This is a genomic window from Micromonospora echinofusca, assembly GCF_900091445.1.
Classification (GTDB): Bacteria; Actinomycetota; Actinomycetes; order Mycobacteriales; family Micromonosporaceae; genus Micromonospora; species Micromonospora echinofusca.
Genome location: NZ_LT607733.1, coordinates 5,194,647 through 5,210,968, shown reverse-complemented (window position 1 = coordinate 5,210,968; position 16,322 = coordinate 5,194,647). Strand labels below are relative to the sequence as shown.

Below are 16,322 nucleotides of genomic sequence, written 5' to 3'. Positions count from 1 at the left end.
GGCGCGGGCTACCGGCCGTCGACCTCCGGCTCGGCCGACGTCGCGTCCTCCGGTCGGGGACGCGGGGCGGCCCGGGTCAGCCGCCAGTACTGCCGTCGCCCGTCGTCGCGGATCACCACCCCCGCGCGGCCGAGCTCGCCGCGCAGCTCCCGGGCCTCGCCGCCCCGGTCGGCGTCGAGCGCGCGCTGCCGGGCCCGCAGCAGCGCGTCCGCGCCGGTCGGCAGCCCGGGCAGGCCGGGCACCCACCGTCGGTACGCGTCCCGGTGCGGGTCACCGTCGGTCCACGGCCAGCCGTGCGCGCGGAACGCGTCGCGCAGCCGGGCGACGGCCAGGTCCGAACGCTCCCGGAGCAGTTCCTCGTCGTCCGCGCCGAGCAGCACGAGGTCCTTGCCGTCGACGAAGACCGCGCGCACCGCCCGCCGCCCGACCTCCCGGTCCGCGCGGTCGCGACGCAGCCGTACGCGTTCGGCGTCGACGCTGACGGCGAGCCGTTCGGCGGTGCCCACGGCGGCGACCAGCAGGCCGCCCAGCGTGCCCAGGGCCACTCCGCCGATGCCGGCCTGCGGGTCCGGTAGCCGGGCGACCGCCTCGAACAGGCCCTGAGCCGGGGCCCAGGACAGCCCGGCGATCCACTCCGCGCCGGTGACGAGCAGCCAGCCCGCGCCCGCGCCGAGCGCCGGGATGCCGCCCCAGAGGATCGCCAGTTCCGCCGCGCCGCCGTCGACGACGGTGGGTGCGCCGTAGCCGTCCACCGTCAGGACACCTCGCGCCGCAGCGTGCGGATCAGCCCCGCGACCAGCGGAACGGCCAGCCAGACCAGCAGCGACACGGCGAACCGCCCCCACTGCCCGGCGGTCACGTCCGGCGTGAGCAGCGGCTCCATGGTCCGGCCCGTGTCGAGCCAGCCCGCCGGGCCACGCAGCGGCCGGATCATCTCGCCCAGGATCGACCAGAGGGCCGGCAGCAGCAGGTACCCGACGATCGCCAGCGGGGTGTTGAGCAGCAGCAGGCCGAAGCCGGCCCCCATCAGCACGTTGGCCACCTGGAGCACCACGGCGTGCAGCACCAGGGCCCACTCCAGGCGCCACGTGCCGGCGCCGCCGGTGGCCCCGGCGACCAGCGTGCCGGCGGCGGCCACACCGAGGCTCACCAGCACCGACGCCAGCGCCGCGAGCACCATCGCGGCCAGCTTCGCGACGATCACCCGGCCCCGCCGGGGCACCAGGGCGAACGTGGTCAGCGCCGTACGCTGCGACCACTCCCCGGTGATCGACAGGATGCCCAGCACGGGCAGCAGCAGGCCGATCGGCAGCATCGAGGGGACGAAGAAGTTGTCGAAGGTCTGCGCGGCGTCGTCCGCCCAGATCAACTGGACCACCACGAGGGCGGCAGCCAGCAGCCCGATGGTGATCAGCAGCCACAGCCCGGCCCGGGTGTCGACGAGCTTGCGCAGCTCCACCCCGGTGAGCCGGAGCAGCGACGGCCGGCGTACGCCCGGACGGCCGGGGGCGGAGGCGGCGGTGGGCGGGCTGGCGGTGGTGGTGCTCATCGGACGGCCTCCTGGGTCGACGCGCCGGCGGTCAGGGTGAGGAAGAGCTGCTCCAGGCCGCCGCTGCCGGCTGCCCGCAGCTCGGTGAGGGCGACGCCGGCGTCGGCGGCGGCCTGCCCGACGGCCTCGGCGTCGGCGTGCACCAGCAGCCCCTCGGTGCCCTCGGTGACGGCCAGCCCGGACCGCTCCAGCGCGCCCCGCAGCGCCACGCCGTCGCGGGCCCGGACCAGCGTCCCGCCGCCGGCCAGCAGTTCGGCCTTGTCGCCCTGGGCCACGATCCGGCCGCCCCCGATGACCACCAGCCGGTCCGCGACCGCCTCCACCTCGCGCAGCAGGTGGGAGGAGAGCAGCACGGTGCCGCCCCGGTCGGCGAAGTCGCGCAGCAGGCCGCGCATCCAGAAGATCCCCTCCGGGTCCAGGCCGTTGGCCGGCTCGTCGAGGATCAGCACCCGGGGGTCGCCCAACAGGGCGTGCGCCAGGCCGAGCCGCTGGCGCATCCCCAGGGAGTACGCCCGCAGCCGGCGCCCGGCCGCGACCTCGTTCAGCCCGACCAGGTCGAGCTTGGTGGCCACCTGCCGGCGGTCCACCCCCATCGTGGCGGCGGCCACGGTCAGCGCCTCCCGTCCGGTGCGTCCGGCGTGCTGCGCCGAGGCGTCCAGCAGCACGCCCACCTCGCGTCCCGGGTTCGGCAGCTCCCGGTACGGCCGGCCGCCGACCGTGGCGCCGCCACCGCTGGGCGGCGTGAGGCCGCAGATCATCCGCATGGTGGTGGACTTGCCGGCGCCGTTGGGCCCGAGGAAGCCGGTGACGGTGCCCGGCTCGCAGCGGAACGACACGTCGTCGACGGCCGTGTGCCGCCCGTACCGTTTGGTGAGGTGTTCCACGTCGATCATGCCGGTCACGCTGCCGGAGCCACCCGGCCGTGCGCTGCGGCCGACGGTGCAGTCCGGTGGCTACCTTGGTCGACACCCTGGTCTCGACTTTGGTAGCTGGTCGGCCCGTCGCGGGGCTGCCTAGCATTGCGGGCGTGACCAGTGCCGCCGTACCGGAGCACCCCTGGCTGCTGCCGGGGGCGCTGAGCGTCGACCCGACGGCCCGGGCCGGGCGGCTGCCGCGGCGCACCACCCGCGACTGGGTGGTGGACGGCCTCTGCTTCCTGCTCTCCCTCGGCTGGGTCCTGCTCGCCACGGCCGACGCGGCGTCACCCGACCCCGAGTTCGCCGCCCCGCTGCCGCAGCGCTGGATGGTCCCGGTCGACGCCGTGCTCGGGCTCGTCTGCTGCGCGCTGATCTGGGCGCGCCGTCGCTGGCCGCTGGGGCTGGCGGTGGCGACCCTGCCGCTGACCGTGTTCTCGATGGCGGCAGGGGTCCCGCTGCTGATCTTCTACTTCACGGCCGTGGTGCACCGCCGTACGGCTGTCGCGCTCGGGGTGACCGCCGCCGGTCTGGTCACCAACTTCGCCTTCAGCTACCTGCGCCCGGACCCCCAGATGCCGTACTGGGCGACGACGCTCTGGGGAGTGGTGATCAGCCTCTGCGTGCTGGCGTGGGGGATGTTCGTCCGGGCGCGGCGGCAGCTCGTCGTGTCGCTGCGCGAGCGCGCCGAGCGGGCCGAGGCGGAGCAGCAGTTGCGGGTGGCGCAGGCCCGGCACCTGGAACGCACCCGGATCGCCCGGGAGATGCACGACGTGCTGGCGCACCGGATCTCGCTGCTCAGCCTGCACGCCGGCGCGCTGGAGTTCCGGCCGGACGCGCCGCCGGAGGAGGTGGCGAGGGCGGCCGGGGTGATCCGGGGCAGCGCCCACGCCGCGTTGCAGGACCTGCGCGAGGTGATCGGGGTGCTCCGCGCGGAGACCGTCACGGCGGAGGACCCGGAGCGCCCGCAGCCCACCCTGGGCGACCTGCCCGCGCTCGTCGAGGAGTCGCGGGCGGCCGGGGTGCGGGTCGGTGTCCGCGACGTGGTCACGGCGGGGGAGCAGGTGCCCGCGGCGGTGGGGCGCAGCGTCTACCGCATCGTGCAGGAGGGCCTGACCAACGCCCGCAAGCACGCCGTCGGGGCGGCCGTCACCGTCGACGTCGCCGGCGCACCCGGCGCCGGGCTGACCGTGGAGGTACGCAACCGGTGGCCGGTCGGCGGCGTCGCCGACCCGGCGATCCCCGGCGCCGGCACGGGCCTGGTCGGCATCGCCGAGCGGGTCAGCCTGGCCGGCGGCCGGCTGGAGTACGGGCGGGACGACTCCGGCGACTTCCGGCTGGCCGCCTGGCTGCCGTGGCCGGCGTGACCGGGCCGGGCGTGACCGGGCCGGGCGGGGGCGGGCCGGGCGGGGGCGGGCCGGGCCCCACCGCCGACCGGCCGGTGCGGGTGCTGATCGTCGACGACGACGCGCTGGTCCGCGCCGGCCTGTCGATGATCCTCGGCGGCGTGCCGGACCTGCTCGTGGTCGGGGAGGCCGCCGACGGCGGCGAGGTGCCCGCCGCCGTGGCCGCCTGCGCGCCCGACGTGGTGCTGATGGACATCCGGATGCCCCGGGTCGACGGCCTCGCGGCCACCGAGGCGCTGCGCGCGTCGCCGCACCCGCCGGAGGTGCTGGTGCTGACCACCTTCGACGCCGACGAGCAGGTGCTCCGGGCGCTGCGGGCGGGGGCCGGCGGCTTCCTGCTCAAGGACACCCCGCCGGCCGAGATCGTGCGGGCTGTGCACCGGGTGGCGGCGGGGGAGGCGACGCTCTCCCCGGCGGTCACCCGCCGGCTGATCGACCACGTGACCGCGCCCGGCGCGCCGGGGGGCCCGGAGCCACGCCGGGATCGGGCGCGGCGTCAGCTCGCCGGGCTCAGCGAGCGGGAGCACGAGGTCGCGGTCGCGGTCGGGCGGGGCCGGACGAACGCGGAGATCGCCGCCGAGCTGTTCATGAGCGTCGCGACCGTGAAGGCGTACGTGTCGCGGCTGCTGGTGAAGCTCGACCTCAACAACCGGGTCCAGGTCGCCCTGCTGGTGCACGACGCCGGCTTCGTCTGAGGCGGGGTTGAACCTTTTGGCGCGCCGGGCCGTACCAGTCGCCGAGGATGCGGTGCGGCGGGTCGGCCGCACCGCTGCCGGAGCCGCGGGAGGCCTGCCGTGCGATTTGGTGAGCAGTCGACGGATCCCATCGACCAGATCCTGGGCGAGGTGCCGGTACCGGCGTCGCTGACCCCCGAGGACGTCCGGCTCGCGGTGCGGGCCGTGGTGGTGCACGCCGCCGAGGAGTGGCCGGCGGGACCGCTGTGCCGCAACGACGGCGCGACGTACCCGTGTCGGCTGCACCGCTGGGGCCGGCGGGTGCTGGAGCGGCACGGGCTCAACGAGCGGCAGGTCGACGCGCTGGTGCGGCACGGCAACCCCTTCGTGCACGTGCCGTTCCCGTTCACGGTGACCGGCCCCGCGCCGGCTTCCCGCGCGTCCGCCGGGCGCCCGGGCGGTCCGCGGGCGGTCGCGCCCGGCGCCCGGCCCGCCGGCCCCGGCCGGCCGGTGGCTTCCCCCGCCACGGCGCCGCGCTGGCCCCGGGCGAGCTGAGCGGGGGTACGCCCGCCGGCACGACCGGGAACGGAACCGGCCCGGGACACGGGGTGTCATCCCGCGTCCCGGGCCGGCGTCGCCGTGCCACTGCCGGCGTCACCTCTCGCCCGTCGCCCGTCGCCCGCCGGTGACCGTCGCCGCCCGGTCGCCCGGCGTGGCCGTCCCGGGCGGTCAGTCGTTGCCGGCGCCGATCCCGCAGTCCGGCGCGGACCAGCTGGTGGTGTTCGGTGTGTCGTCCCGGTCGTTCTCCCGTCGCGAGTCGACGTGCACGTGGTCGTCGTGGTCCGGGTAGCCGGGCCCGTAGATCCCGCTGAAGCCCCGGCTGCGCGCGTCGCGGGCCAGTTGGCAGAGGGAGCTGGTGCGGGAGGTCAGGTCGGCGGCGTTGCCGTAGAGGTGCTGGCTGTCCGATGCCCCGCCGACCTGGTTGTTGCAGGTACGGCTGCGGAAGCCGCTGCTGACGTAGAGCGGCTTGTCGCCGAGGCTGCGCCGCATCGCCTCCAGCTTCCACATCGTGCGCAGCGCGTTCTGCCTGGTCTGCGCGGGGGAGAGCGGACCGCCGCTCCAGCCGCCGCGACCGCAGCCGTCGTCCATCTCGCGGAAGCTGAAGTGCCGCGGCGTGCAGTCGTTGTCCTGGAGGTCGTAGAGCTTGCGGTACGTCTGCGGTCCGGCGACGCCGTCGACGCGCAGCCGGTACGCGGACTGGAACCGCTTGACGGCGGCGGCGGTCTTCGGTCCGAAGCGTCCGTCGTTCTCCACGATGTCCCGGTTGCCGGCCCAACCGGCCACCCGGATCTGCAACTGGCGGACGTCGGCGCCGGAGCGCCCCTGGTAGAGGTTGCGCTGCCACGTGTAGCAGCCGTCGGCGTGGGCCGCTGGCGCGGCGACCACCGTGGCGACAGCGGCTGCCGGCAACGCCAGGGCGAATGCGACAGCGGCCCGTTTCAGGGTGTTAACGCGCACAGAAAGTCCTCCCGATAGGAGTGCGATTGGGGTGGCGTCCGGGACATCGGCCTGCCCGTCCCGTGATTTCCACCCTGGCAGGCCGACCGACCTTTCGCGGCGATTAACAAGAATTGTCCTCACGATTCGCCGTTCCTGGGTGTTGCCAGGGCATTACGCGAATTGCGAAACACCCAAGTGCCGGCATTCGACGACAGGGAACCGCGAAAGGCACGGAAAGCGGCAGCCGGGCACACGCAGGGTGATGTGAGCCGGCCGGTCCGACCCGGTAACGTCAGCGCCGGGGGGACCGGGGGAGGGGGCGGCATGGCACGTGGTGGCGTCTTCTGCATCGAGGGCCAGTGGCACCGCGACCTCAACGAGCGCGGCTCCGTCCTGCCCACCCTCGAACTGCTCGAACGGCTCGGAAAGATCCGCTTCATCCACAAGGACGCGGCCACCCGCGACGAGCTGTTCTACTTCGTGGACCGCTGGCTGCTCAAGCAGTACGCCGACCACCGGGTCGGCTTCTTCGCCATGCACGGCGAGCCGAGCCGGCTCTGCCTCACCGACTGGGAATCGGTGGCGCTCGCCGACGTCGCGGAGTTGATGGCGGGTCGCTGCGAAGGCCGGCGGCTCTATTTCGGCAGCTGTTCGGTGCTGCGCGCCTCCGACGCGGTGCTGCGCGGCTTCCTCGACGCCACGGGGGCGGCGCTGATCTGCGGGTACACCCGCGAGGTGGACTGGGTCGAATCGGCCGCCTTCGAAACCGTCCTGCTCGACGTGCTGGCCAACGGCCAGCGCCACAACGCCGCCGAGCTGCGGATGGGCTCGGCGCACTGGGCGCCGCTCGCCTCGTACCTCGGCTTCCGGGTGATCTACGCCAACGGCCGCGCCTGGCGGCCGTCGGTCCGCCCCCGCGTGCCCGCCCAGCCCGCCGCCCGCCGCGCCGCCCCGCGACCCCGGTGAGGTCGCCGCGCGGCGGGCGCCCTGGTAGGAACGAACGATGGCACGCAGCATCGCGACGAACACCCGGGTCGACCGGGCCGAGCTGACCGAGTTCCTCCGCCCGCGGCACCGGGTGGTGCTGATGACCACCCGCGCCGACGGCCGGCCGCAGTCGTCCCCCGTCACCGCCGGGGTGGACGGCGAGGGGCGGTTGGTGGTCTCCACCTATCCCGGGCGGGCCAAGGTCGCCAACGTCCGCCGCGACCCACGGGTGTCGGCGTGTGTGCTCTCCGACGACTGGAACGGCCCGTGGGTGCACCTCGACGGCACCGCCGAGGTGCTGGACCTGCCGGCGGCGCTGGAACCGCTCGTGGAGTACTTCCGCTGCATCTCCGGCGAGCATCCGGACTGGGACGAGTACCGGGCGGCCATGCTGCGTCAGGGCAAGTCGCTCATCCGGGTCACCATCGACGCCTGGGGTCCGATCGCCACCGGCGGCTTCCCGGCCCACCTCGCCGACTGACCCGCCCCCGCCCTCAGTACGCGGCGGTGAAGCGGGCGTTCTCGTGGCGCGGCTGTTCGATCTCGTCCACGATCGCCACCGCCAGGTCCTCGTAGCTGAGCACCGAGCGGCCCTCGTGGTCGGTCACCGGCTCGTCGCCGCCGGTGCGGTAGTGCCCGGTGCGCTCGCCCGGGTGGAACTCCAGCGGCGGCGGGGAGACGTACGTCCAGGTCACCCCGTCGGCCGAGGAGCGGTAGAAGTCGAGGGCGTCGGCCTGCCCCAGCGCGGCGTCGCGGTAATCCTCGGGGAAGTCCGGCTCGTCGAGGTAGCGGGTGCCCTTCGGGGTGAGCAGGGTCGACCCGCCGCCCACGTGGATGATCCGGGGCGCGCCCGGCATGCCCCGCAGCGCGCCGACCAGGTTCCGCGCCGCGTCGAGCCACAGGTCGTGTTCGCCGCCGCCGATCGCCACCACCATGGCGTCCGTGTCGGGCGCCAGTTCCCGTACGCTCCGCTCGCTGGTGGCGTCCCCGGTCACCACCGTGACGGCCGGTGGCAGGTACGAGGTGGCCTCCGGCCGGCGCACCGCGGCGGTGACCCGGTGGCCCCGGCCGACCGCCTCGGCGGTGATCCGCGAGCCCGCGGTGCCACCCGCGCCGAAAACGACGATGTTGCTCATACCGCCTCCCGCCCGGCCCGTCCGGCCCGGCGGACGTAGCCCGTCTCCAGGCTATTGACCGGTGCCGCCGCGCGCTGGCGGACCGGGGATCCCGGCCGGCGCAATCGCCCTTGCGCCGTCGCACGGTGTGGGGGTGCACTGGTATCGGACCGACCGCGCAGGACGGGGGTGGACGCGATGACGGAGGAACGTGACGCGCCCGCCGAGACGCCCGTGCCCCCCGGTCCGTCGCCGGAACCGGCGGAGGGGCCGGGGCCGCGCCGGTCGGACCGGCTGTGGTCGATGCTGCGTCGGCTCTCACCCGCCGGCCCGCCCGCCGGCCGCTGGTTCGCCGGGGTCCTCGCGGCCGTCGTCACGGCCGTGCTGACCGCCTGGCTCCTCGCCTGGGGACTCGTTCCCGTCACGCCCCCGCCGCCCCCGCCCGACCCCGACGCGCTGCCGTTCACGGTCGCGGTCCGCGTCGGCCACGACCCGCCGGACGGCTGGGTGGTCGAGGCGCCGTTGGCGGACATCCCCACCCGACCGGTCTGGTCGGGCGACTGGACGCAGTGGGCCCGGGAGGCTGCCGGAGCCCCGGCCTCCCGGCAGCACGTCTCCTTCACCGTCCAGGGAGTCGACGAGGCCCAGGTGACCCTCACCGACCTGCGGGTGCGGGTGGTGGCGCGGCGTCCCGCCCCGCGGGGCGTGTTCGCCGCCCCGGGCGGGGGCGGCCCGACCGCCTACCGGTGGGTCCACGCGAACCTGGACGAGGACCCTCCGCTGCTCACGGCCGGCATCTTCGAGGAGGGCGAGGATTTCGTTCCCGAGCACGAGCGCAAGGAGATCCGCTTCCCGTACCGGGTGTCCCTGTCCGATGCCGAGACGTTCCTCGTCATCGGCTACACGGAGAACTGCGACTGCGACTGGAAGGTCGAGGTGGACTGGGCGGCGCAGGGACGCATCGGCACCGTCACGGTCGACGACGCGGGACGCCCCTTCCGGGTCACCGGCACGGCCGGGGTGCACACGGAGTGCTGGACGTCCCCGGACGGGACGGAGGAGTGCCGGCGGCGGTGACCCGGCGACCGGAGCGCCGAGCCGGGACCGTGCCGCCGCGCACCCGCGCCGGCGGGGTACGGCCGGCTCAGTCGACCAGGGCGGAATAGACGAGCTGCCGCAGCTGCGGCCGGATCGGGTAGGTGCTCGACGGCATGAGCTGGGTGAAGAACAGGGCCGTGACCTCCTCGGCGGGGTCGACCCAGAACGCCGTGCTGGCCACGCCGCCCCAGTAGTACTCGCCTGGGCTGCTCGGCACCCGGCTCGGGACGGGGTCGTCGACCACGGCGAAGCCGAGCCCGAAGCCGATCCCGTCGAGGGTGGTCTCGGCGAAGCCGCCGGTCGAGAGGGTCTCCAGGTCCTGCCCGCCGGGCAGGTGGTTGCGGGTCATGAAACGCACCGTGCGCGGCCCCAGCAGGCGCACCCCGTCGAGCGCCCCGCCGCGCAGCAGCATCTGGGTGAACCGGTGGTAGTCGGCGGCGCTGGAGATCAGGCCGCCGCCGCCGGAGAGCAGCAGCGGCTTCTCGTACGCCAGGGCGCCGAGCGTGTCGTAGCGGAAGGCGCGGCCGGTGCGCGGGTCGGGCGCGTAGAGGGCGGCGAGCCGCTCGGCGGCGTCGCCCTCGGCCCACCAGTGCGTGTCGGTCATGCCCAGCGGGCGGAAGATCCGGTCGGCGAAGAACGCGTCCAGGCTCTGCCCGGATACCACCTCGACGAGCCGGCCGAGCACGTCGGTGGCGACCGAGTAGCCCCACGCGGTGCCGGGCTGGAACAGCAGGGGCAGCTCGCCGAAGGCCTGGCAGGCCGTCGCCAGGTCGACGTCCGCCGGCGGGTACAGGTCGTAGCCGGCGGCCCGGTAGATGGTGTCGACCACCGAGGTCTGCATGAAGCCGTACGTCAGGCCGGCGGTGTGGGTGAGCAGGTGCCAGACCCGGATCGGCTCGACCGCCGGCACCGTGTAGGGCTCGAGGGCCGAGCCCTTGGAGTAGACCCGCAGGTCGGCGAACTCGGGCAGCCACCGGCTGATCTCGTCGGTCAGCTCGAAGCGGCCCTCCTCCCAGAGGATCATCGCGGCGACCGAGGTGACGGGCTTCGTCATCGAGTAGATGCGCCAGAGCGTGTCCGCCTCGACGGGACTGCCCGCCTCGACGTCGCGCAGCCCGTACGTCGAGGAGTGGGCGATCTCGCCGCGGCGGGTGACCAGCACCTGCCAGCCGGCGAGGCGACCGTCGTCGACGTACCTGCCGAAGTGCTCGTCGATGCGCGCCAACCGCGCCGGGTCGAAGCCGATCTGGTCCGGGTCGATGCTGCGTGCCACACTCACGCCGCCGAAACTACTAGCCGGTACGCCGTGCCGGAAGGGCCGCCGCCAGTTGTCCCAGCTCCTCGGTAGCCTGGTCCGATGCCCGAGGTGACCGAGGACGCGACGTTCCGCGACGAGGACTGGTACGGCGAGGAGCTCGTGGACCGGCACTTCGTCCGCTGCACCTTCTTCGACGTCGACCTGACCGAGGCGGTGAGCCGGGGCGCGGTCTTCGACGGCTGCACCTTCGGCAACGTGCGGTTCAACTCCTCCCGGCACACCGACTCGGCCTTCACCCGCTGCACCTTCCAGCGGTGCAACCTCTTCGAGGTGCAGTTCACCGGCTGCAAGCTCGTGGGCAGCACCTTCGCCCAGTGCGACCTGCGGCCGTTGACCGTCGCCGGCGGCGACTGGTCGTTCGTCGGGCTGCCCGGTGCCGACCTGCGCGGGGCCCGGCTGACCGACGTCCGGATGCGCGAGGCGGACCTCACCGGGGCCAACCTGACCGGCGCCACGGTCACCGGCGTCGACCTCTCCGCCGCGCAGCTGCACCGCTGCCGGCTCGCCGGGGCCGACCTGCGCGGCAGTGACCTCACGGCGCTCGACCCGACGGCGGTGGAGCGGGCCGGGGCGATCGTCGACGCCGCGCAGGCCATCGTGATCGCGCAGGCGCTGGGCTTCGAGATCCGCTGACGGGAGCCGACCCGCCCGCAGGACCCGCGACGACGGTCCCGATCGATGTCCGCTACGGTCCGGTGACGAACTGGACACACCCGTTCCGCACGGCGCGACGGGCGGGACGGTGCGGGCCGGGAACGCCCACGGCGGACGTTCGCGTCCGGCCGGGCCGGTGGGGAGTGGAGGGTCGGTGGCGGAGGAAGACCTCACCCGGCAGCGCATCCGGCCGTCGCGGCACGGCGCCCCGTCCCCGGCCCGCCACCCCCTCCTCCCCCTGGCCGGGCGCACCCGTGCCGACCTGCGGCGACTGGTCCGGGCGCGGCAGCGTCGCCGGTGGGTCGTCGGAGGGATCGCCGTGGTCGTCTGCCTGGTCGCCCTCGCGTCGTACCTGATCGCCGGCGACCCGGAGCCGGGCGGGCAGAGCGCCGGCGGCGTGCCCGGGGGTGCCGGCCGGCCGAGCGGCCTGCCCGGCCTGGAGGGGCGCGACCTCGACGCCGGCCTGGTCTCGCCCGGGCTGCGGCCCCGGCAGCGTCCGCCGAGCCCGTCCCCGACGCCGCCGACGTCCGCCCCGGCGGTGCCGGCGGTGCTCGACGCCGGCATGGCCGAAGCACCGGCCGAGGTGGACCTGACCAGGGTCGGCGGTCGCGACTGGGTCCACTGGGGCCTGCGCGGCGCGGACTCGACGGTCCGCAAGCGCGGCGGCTCCGGCGAGATCCGCGACGAGGGCGGCTCCGGCCGGCGCGGCGGCTGGGACGACAACCAGGAGAGCTTCAGCTGGCGCGACGGCAGCCCGGTCGCCTCGGTGCGTGGCTCGTCCCACGGGGTCTACCGGTGCGGCGTCGGCAGCGGCTTCACGCTCGCGGTGACCGCCGACGGCCAGCCCCGCACCGTCCGTCTCTACGCCGGGGTGTGGATGGCCCGGGGCCGGCTGGACGCCCGCCTCTCCGTCGGCGGTCCGAGCCGGACCCTGCGGATCGAGGACCGGCACACCAGCCGGTCCACGGAGTTCACCATCCGGTTCCAGGCGCCGAAGGGCGGCCGGCTCGTGCTGAGTTGGACGGTGGAGCAGGCCTTCAGCGACGACTGCGGCAGCGTCGGGGTCCAGGCGGTCGCGCTGCGCTGACCCCGGCCGCGCTGACCCCGGCCACGCTGACCCGGGTGGTCGCGGCGCGCTGACCTCGGTGGTCGCGGCACTCGGCACCAGTGTCGTCGTTCGCCCGCCGACCGGCCATGACCCACAGTAGCGTGGGCGCGACGACCGGTGGGTGCGGGCGAACGGAGAGTCGATGAGCGAGCAGGTGCTGGACAGCCCGCAGGGCTGGGTGGCCGACCACATCCGGCGCTACGTCGAGACCGACGGCGCCGAGGGGCACGAGTGGCAGCCCGGGGTCTTCACGCTGCTGCTGACCACCCGGGGCAGGCGCAGCGGGAAGCTGCGGCGCACCGCGCTCATCTACGGCCGCGACGGGGACGCCTACCTGGTCGTCGCCTCGCAGGGCGGCGACCCGAAACACCCGGCCTGGTACCTGAACCTGCACGACGAGCCGCTGGTCGAGGTGCAGGTGGGCGCCGAGCGCTTCACCGCGCGGGCGCGTACCGCCACGGCGGAGGAGAAGCCGCGCATGTGGTCCACGATGGCCGCCATCTGGCCGGCGTACGACGAGTACCAGGCGAAGACCGACCGCGACATCCCGGTCGTCGTGCTCGAACGCGCCTGACCTGGACGGTCGCCCCGTCGTTACCCCACGGGTAATCGACGTCGGGCGGGCGGCGGCGCGAGACTCGGCGTACCGCACCGGTGATCCGGCCGGGCGGACCAGCCCCCGGGAGGCACAATGCCCGCGTTCGCGCTCGCCCACCTGCACGACGCCCCGATCAACGAGGACATCCTCACCTACATCGAGCGCATCCAGGCCACGCTGGACCCGTTCGGCGGCCGGTTCCGGGTGCACGGCGGCGAGGTGGAGGTCAAGGAGGGCGACTGGCCGGGCACCGTGGTCATCGTCGAGTTCCCCGACGTGGAGCGGGCCCGGGCCTGGTACGACTCGCCGGCGTACCGGGAGATCCTGCCGCTGCGCACCCGGCACATCCCGGGCGCGACGCTGATCGTCGACGGCGTGCCCCCCGACTACGACGCCAGCCGGACGGCCGCGCGGCTGCGGGCCCGGGCGGCCGGCTGACCGGCGGCTCCGCCCCGACGACGTCGCCCGCCGCCTGCCGCCCGTGTCCACGCTTCGGGACAGTTTGTCCGTCGCACCGCGTCGATCCCGCCGTAACTTTCTGCTGTCCACGTCCGACCATCCCCTGTGGAGGCGTCACCGATGAGCAGCACCACCACCCGCACCGTCCGTCCGAGGACCCACCGGGGCGTGCGGGAGCCGTCCGGGGAGGTGCTCCGGGAGATCCCGATGCCGCCGTACGTGACGGTCGAGGACGCCCAGTTCGCCGTGCGGGCGGTCGTGGTGCACGCGCCCCGGCTCTGGTCCGGCGGGACGATCTGCCGCAACGACGCCAGCCCGCACCCGTGCCGGCTGCACCGCTGGGGAACCCGGGTGCTGACGCAGCGCGGTCTGCGTCCCGCGGAGATCGCCGCGCTGATCGAGCGCGGCGACCCGGCGGCCGAGCTTCCGCACCGTCCCGGCGCCTAGCGCCGGCGGGGCCCTCGCACCGGGCCCCGCCGGCCCGTCAACAGGCGTTCGGCTTGACCCACGCGCACTCCAGGCCCTCCGGGACCCGGGGGGCGTCCGGCGCCGCCGGGGGCGCGACCCGCGCGCCGGTCACGCTCCTTGCCGTGTATGAGGCCAGGGCTATCGCGATCTGGTCCTCCAGCGTCTTCACGGAGGAGGCGAGGTAGTTGTTGAGCAGGATCGAGAACGCCAGCACCCGCCCGTCGGCGTCGGTGACGTAGCCGGAGAGGCCGGAGACGCCGGTCAGGCTGCCGGTCTTGGCGTGCACGTTGCCCGCCGCCGGGGTGCCCCGCATCCGGCTGCGCAGCGTGCCGCCGACGAACCGGTCCGCCTCGCCGGCGACCGGCAGGGCCGCGTACCAGGTGCCGAACCAGGGCTCGTCGCGGACGGCGGTGAGCAGGTCCACGAACTCGTCGGCGGGGATCAGGTTGCGCCGCGAGAGCCCGGAGCCGTCCCGCTGGCGCAGCGTGCCGGTGTCCATCCCGGCGTCGGCGACGTACTCGCTGATCGCGGTCAGCCCGGCTGACCAGGTGCCGGCGCCGGAGAGCACCCGGCCGATCTCCTTGGTCAGCACCTCGGCGTGCCCGTTGTTCGACAGCTTGAGGAACGGCACCATCAGCTCGGCCAGGGGCATCGAGCGGTGCCGGCCCACCTCGGCCGCGCCCTCGGGGGTGGGCTGCCCGAGCACCGTGCGGCCGAGCACCCGTACGCCGTGCCGGCGCAGCGCCGAGCGGAAGACGTCGGCGGCGTAGCCGGTGGGCTCCCAGACGCTGACCCAGTCGCTCTCCGGGGCGGTGCCGAGCGCGATCTGCCCGGTGACCACGACGGTGTTGCTGCCGTGCGCGCGCTCGAAGGAGATCGACGTCGCTCCGCCGGCGACCGTCTCGGCCCGGTTGTCGATCTTCAGGTATCTGGTGGGCGGGGTGGTGGTGACGACCGGTCGCGCCCCGGCGGTCGCGCCGGGGGCGGCGTGGACGATGACGGTGCCGGCGTCGTAGTCGGTGTCCGGCGCCACGGTCAGGGCCGAGACCTGCGCGGCGTAGTAGTACGGCTCGTCGTCCCAGGTCCAGTCCGGCCCGAGGCGGGTGCTGTCGTAGCGGGTGTCGTCGGCCACCAGGTTGCCGGTGACCACCCGGACGCCCGCCTCGGCGACCTGCGCGGCCAGCGCGTCGTAGTCGGCGGCCAGCATGGTCGGGTCGCCGCCGCCGCGCAGGTAGAGGTTGCCGGAGACCAGGCCCGCGCGGCGGGCGCCGCTCGTGCGCACCTCGGTGCTGAAGCGGTGGCCCGGCCCGAGCAGTTCCAGCGCCGCCGCCGAGGTCAGCAGCTTGGTGTTGGAGGCGGGCACCAGCCGGCGGTCGCCGTTGCGGTGGTAGACCGTCTCCCCGGTGGTCGCGTCCTTGACCACCACCGAGGCCTGCGCCCCGGCCAACCGGCTGTCGGCGAGGATCGCGTCGATGGTGGCGTTCAGGCGGGTCGCCGCGGGGGTCGGGGACTCGGCGGTGGCGGTGGGCGCGCCCGCCGTGGCCGCGGCGGCGACCAGCGCCACCAGCGCGAGCGTCCGGGGGAAGAGACGACGATGCATGGGGTGATGCTGCCATGCAGGTATCTGCCAGGAAAGACCGTACGCGAAAAGGAAATGTGCAGAACGGGCGCCGCCGCCGCAGGACGCCGGGCGCTTCCGGGGTCAGGCGGTGCCTGGGGCGGGTCTGACCGGCTCCTCCGGCTCGCCCCGGTAGCGCCGGCCCCGCCCGATGATCAGCGGTGCCACCAGGGCAGCGAGCACCCCACCGAGCAGTGGGAAGACGATGAACACCCAGAGCTGGCGCAACGCCGTCCCGCCTTCGAACAGCGCCGGCCCGAACGACCGCGCCGGATTGACCGACGTACCGTCCAGCGTCACGCCCACGAGGTGTGCGGCAGCCAGGGCCAGCCCGATGGCGGTCCCGGCGACGGCGGCGTGCTCGGTGCGACTGGTGACGACGAGCACGACGAGCACGAACAGGAACGTCAGGACGGTCTCCAGCACCGCCGCGCCGCCTAGGTTGATGTGCGCGCCGTAGCCGTTGCTGCCCAGCGCACCCGTCTGATCCACCACGTCGCCCCATCGGGTCAGCCCCCAGAGCAGGAAGCCCGCCACGGTGGCCCCCGCGAACTGGGCGACCCAGTACGCCACCGCGCCGACCATGGAGATCTTGCCGGAGAGCAGAACGCCCAGCGTCACCGCCGGGTTGACGTGGCTGCCGGAGACCGGGCCGACGGTGTAGACCAGCGCGAGCATGATGAACCCGAAGGCGAGCGCCACCACCACGACCCCACCCTGCACCCGTGCGGCCACCGCGCTGCCCACCCCGAAGAACACCAGCAGCAGGGTGCCGAGGAACTCGCAGGCGTAGCGCCGGGCGTCGTCCATGACTCCCAGCCTAGGCGCAAAAGCGGCTCTACCTGCGTAGATGCCA

The 16,322-nt window shown here is 74.7% G+C and carries 19 protein-coding genes; 11 read left to right on the top strand and 8 right to left on the bottom strand.

Going from position 1 to position 16,322, the window contains the following annotated elements; all coding sequences use genetic code 11:
- Positions 1-8 precede the first annotated feature (8 nt).
- Genes GA0070610_RS22065 through GA0070610_RS22055 form a run of 3 tightly spaced genes read right to left on the bottom strand, consistent with a single transcriptional unit; the run spans position 9 to position 2,442 of the window.
- Positions 9-752 (bottom strand): YqeB family protein, encoded by a 744-nt coding sequence (locus GA0070610_RS22065; RefSeq protein ID WP_089001814.1) that lies wholly within the window; start codon positions 750-752, stop codon positions 9-11.
- A 2-nt stretch (positions 753-754) separates the two neighbouring features.
- Positions 755-1,549: an ABC transporter permease subunit gene (locus GA0070610_RS22060; RefSeq protein WP_089001813.1), complete on the bottom strand. Its 795-nt coding sequence runs from the start codon at positions 1,547-1,549 to the stop codon at positions 755-757.
- Positions 1,546-2,442, bottom strand: a complete 897-nt coding sequence (locus GA0070610_RS22055) for an ABC transporter ATP-binding protein (protein WP_089003658.1) — start codon at positions 2,440-2,442, stop codon at positions 1,546-1,548. The genes GA0070610_RS22060 and GA0070610_RS22055 overlap by 4 nt, the downstream gene beginning before the upstream one ends.
- 134 nt (positions 2,443-2,576) lie before the next feature.
- Between GA0070610_RS22055 and GA0070610_RS22050 the strand changes: the two genes are divergently transcribed.
- From GA0070610_RS22050 to GA0070610_RS22040, 3 genes are all read left to right on the top strand, one after another.
- Complete coding sequence (locus GA0070610_RS22050; RefSeq protein ID WP_089001812.1) at positions 2,577-3,830, top strand: sensor histidine kinase; 1,254 nt, start codon at positions 2,577-2,579, stop codon at positions 3,828-3,830.
- A complete protein-coding gene (locus GA0070610_RS22045) occupies positions 3,809-4,564 on the top strand; it encodes a response regulator (RefSeq protein WP_089003657.1) in 756 nt (251 codons plus the stop codon). Before GA0070610_RS22050 ends, GA0070610_RS22045 begins: the two co-directional genes overlap by 22 nt.
- Before the next feature lie 99 nt (positions 4,565-4,663).
- A complete protein-coding gene (locus GA0070610_RS22040) occupies positions 4,664-5,098 on the top strand; it encodes a hypothetical protein (protein WP_089001811.1) in 435 nt (144 codons plus the stop codon).
- 174 nt (positions 5,099-5,272) lie between these two features.
- Here the strand turns inward: GA0070610_RS22040 and GA0070610_RS31730 are convergent, their stop codons facing one another.
- Positions 5,273-6,061: a D-Ala-D-Ala carboxypeptidase family metallohydrolase gene (locus GA0070610_RS31730; protein WP_089001810.1), complete on the bottom strand. Its 789-nt coding sequence runs from the start codon at positions 6,059-6,061 to the stop codon at positions 5,273-5,275.
- 306 nt (positions 6,062-6,367) lie between these two features.
- Between GA0070610_RS31730 and GA0070610_RS22030 the strand changes: the two genes are divergently transcribed.
- Positions 6,368-7,009, top strand: coding sequence for a DUF6642 family protein (locus GA0070610_RS22030; RefSeq protein ID WP_089001809.1), 642 nt, complete (start codon positions 6,368-6,370; stop codon positions 7,007-7,009).
- 37 nt (positions 7,010-7,046) lie between these two features.
- Positions 7,047-7,511: a PPOX class F420-dependent oxidoreductase gene (locus GA0070610_RS22025; RefSeq protein ID WP_089001808.1), complete on the top strand. Its 465-nt coding sequence runs from the start codon at positions 7,047-7,049 to the stop codon at positions 7,509-7,511.
- A 13-nt stretch (positions 7,512-7,524) separates the two neighbouring features.
- On the opposite strand, the gene GA0070610_RS22020 is transcribed toward GA0070610_RS22025, so the two are convergent.
- On the bottom strand, positions 7,525-8,166 hold the full coding sequence (locus GA0070610_RS22020; protein ID WP_089001807.1) for an NAD(P)-dependent oxidoreductase: 642 nt from the start codon (positions 8,164-8,166) through the stop codon (positions 7,525-7,527).
- A gap of 177 nt (positions 8,167-8,343) precedes the next feature.
- Between GA0070610_RS22020 and GA0070610_RS22015 the strand changes: the two genes are divergently transcribed.
- A complete protein-coding gene (locus GA0070610_RS22015) occupies positions 8,344-9,222 on the top strand; it encodes a hypothetical protein (protein WP_157747205.1) in 879 nt (292 codons plus the stop codon).
- Positions 9,223-9,289: 67 nt separating this feature from the next.
- Here the strand turns inward: GA0070610_RS22015 and GA0070610_RS22010 are convergent, their stop codons facing one another.
- A complete protein-coding gene (locus tag GA0070610_RS22010; protein ID WP_089001805.1) occupies positions 9,290-10,522 on the bottom strand; it encodes a serine hydrolase domain-containing protein in 1,233 nt (410 codons plus the stop codon).
- 78 nt (positions 10,523-10,600) lie between these two features.
- On the opposite strand from GA0070610_RS22010, the gene GA0070610_RS22005 reads away from it, so the two are divergent.
- The 5 genes from GA0070610_RS22005 (at position 10,601) to GA0070610_RS21985 (ending at position 13,827) form a co-directional block, all read left to right on the top strand.
- On the top strand, positions 10,601-11,194 hold the full coding sequence (locus tag GA0070610_RS22005; protein WP_089001804.1) for a pentapeptide repeat-containing protein: 594 nt from the start codon (positions 10,601-10,603) through the stop codon (positions 11,192-11,194).
- Between the two features lie 175 nt (positions 11,195-11,369).
- A complete protein-coding gene (locus GA0070610_RS22000) occupies positions 11,370-12,302 on the top strand; it encodes a hypothetical protein (RefSeq protein WP_231925767.1) in 933 nt (310 codons plus the stop codon).
- A gap of 163 nt (positions 12,303-12,465) precedes the next feature.
- Positions 12,466-12,897 (top strand): nitroreductase family deazaflavin-dependent oxidoreductase, encoded by a 432-nt coding sequence (locus tag GA0070610_RS21995; protein WP_089001803.1) that lies wholly within the window; start codon positions 12,466-12,468, stop codon positions 12,895-12,897.
- 117 nt (positions 12,898-13,014) lie between these two features.
- Complete coding sequence (locus tag GA0070610_RS21990) at positions 13,015-13,359, top strand: DUF1330 domain-containing protein (protein ID WP_089001802.1); 345 nt, start codon at positions 13,015-13,017, stop codon at positions 13,357-13,359.
- 141 nt (positions 13,360-13,500) lie between these two features.
- Positions 13,501-13,827: a hypothetical protein gene (locus GA0070610_RS21985; RefSeq protein WP_231925766.1), complete on the top strand. Its 327-nt coding sequence runs from the start codon at positions 13,501-13,503 to the stop codon at positions 13,825-13,827.
- A 37-nt stretch (positions 13,828-13,864) separates the two neighbouring features.
- Here the strand turns inward: GA0070610_RS21985 and dacB are convergent, their stop codons facing one another.
- The gene (gene dacB / locus GA0070610_RS21980) at positions 13,865-15,448 is read right to left on the bottom strand and encodes a D-alanyl-D-alanine carboxypeptidase/D-alanyl-D-alanine endopeptidase (protein WP_089001801.1); all 1,584 of its coding nucleotides are present in this window, start codon (positions 15,446-15,448) and stop codon (positions 13,865-13,867) included.
- Positions 15,449-15,550: 102 nt separating this feature from the next.
- The gene (locus tag GA0070610_RS21975) at positions 15,551-16,276 is read right to left on the bottom strand and encodes an MIP/aquaporin family protein (protein ID WP_089001800.1); all 726 of its coding nucleotides are present in this window, start codon (positions 16,274-16,276) and stop codon (positions 15,551-15,553) included.
- Between the last annotated feature and the right edge of the window lie 46 nt (positions 16,277-16,322).

Coding starts and splice junctions, on each gene's coding strand:
- GA0070610_RS21975 (WP_089001800.1), bottom strand. CDS start 16,276: ATGGACGACGCCCGGCGCTACGCCTGCGAGTTCCTCGGCACCCTGCTG.
- GA0070610_RS22030 (WP_089001809.1), top strand. CDS start 6,368: ATGGCACGTGGTGGCGTCTTCTGCATCGAGGGCCAGTGGCACCGCGAC.
- GA0070610_RS22005 (WP_089001804.1), top strand. CDS start 10,601: ATGCCCGAGGTGACCGAGGACGCGACGTTCCGCGACGAGGACTGGTAC.
- GA0070610_RS22060 (WP_089001813.1), bottom strand. CDS start 1,549: ATGAGCACCACCACCGCCAGCCCGCCCACCGCCGCCTCCGCCCCCGGC.
- GA0070610_RS21985 (WP_231925766.1), top strand. CDS start 13,501: ATGAGCAGCACCACCACCCGCACCGTCCGTCCGAGGACCCACCGGGGC.
- dacB (WP_089001801.1), bottom strand. CDS start 15,448: ATGCATCGTCGTCTCTTCCCCCGGACGCTCGCGCTGGTGGCGCTGGTC.
- GA0070610_RS22020 (WP_089001807.1), bottom strand. CDS start 8,166: ATGAGCAACATCGTCGTTTTCGGCGCGGGTGGCACCGCGGGCTCGCGG.
- GA0070610_RS22015 (WP_157747205.1), top strand. CDS start 8,344: ATGACGGAGGAACGTGACGCGCCCGCCGAGACGCCCGTGCCCCCCGGT.
- GA0070610_RS22055 (WP_089003658.1), bottom strand. CDS start 2,442: ATGATCGACGTGGAACACCTCACCAAACGGTACGGGCGGCACACGGCC.
- GA0070610_RS22025 (WP_089001808.1), top strand. CDS start 7,047: ATGGCACGCAGCATCGCGACGAACACCCGGGTCGACCGGGCCGAGCTG.
- GA0070610_RS21995 (WP_089001803.1), top strand. CDS start 12,466: ATGAGCGAGCAGGTGCTGGACAGCCCGCAGGGCTGGGTGGCCGACCAC.
- GA0070610_RS21990 (WP_089001802.1), top strand. CDS start 13,015: ATGCCCGCGTTCGCGCTCGCCCACCTGCACGACGCCCCGATCAACGAG.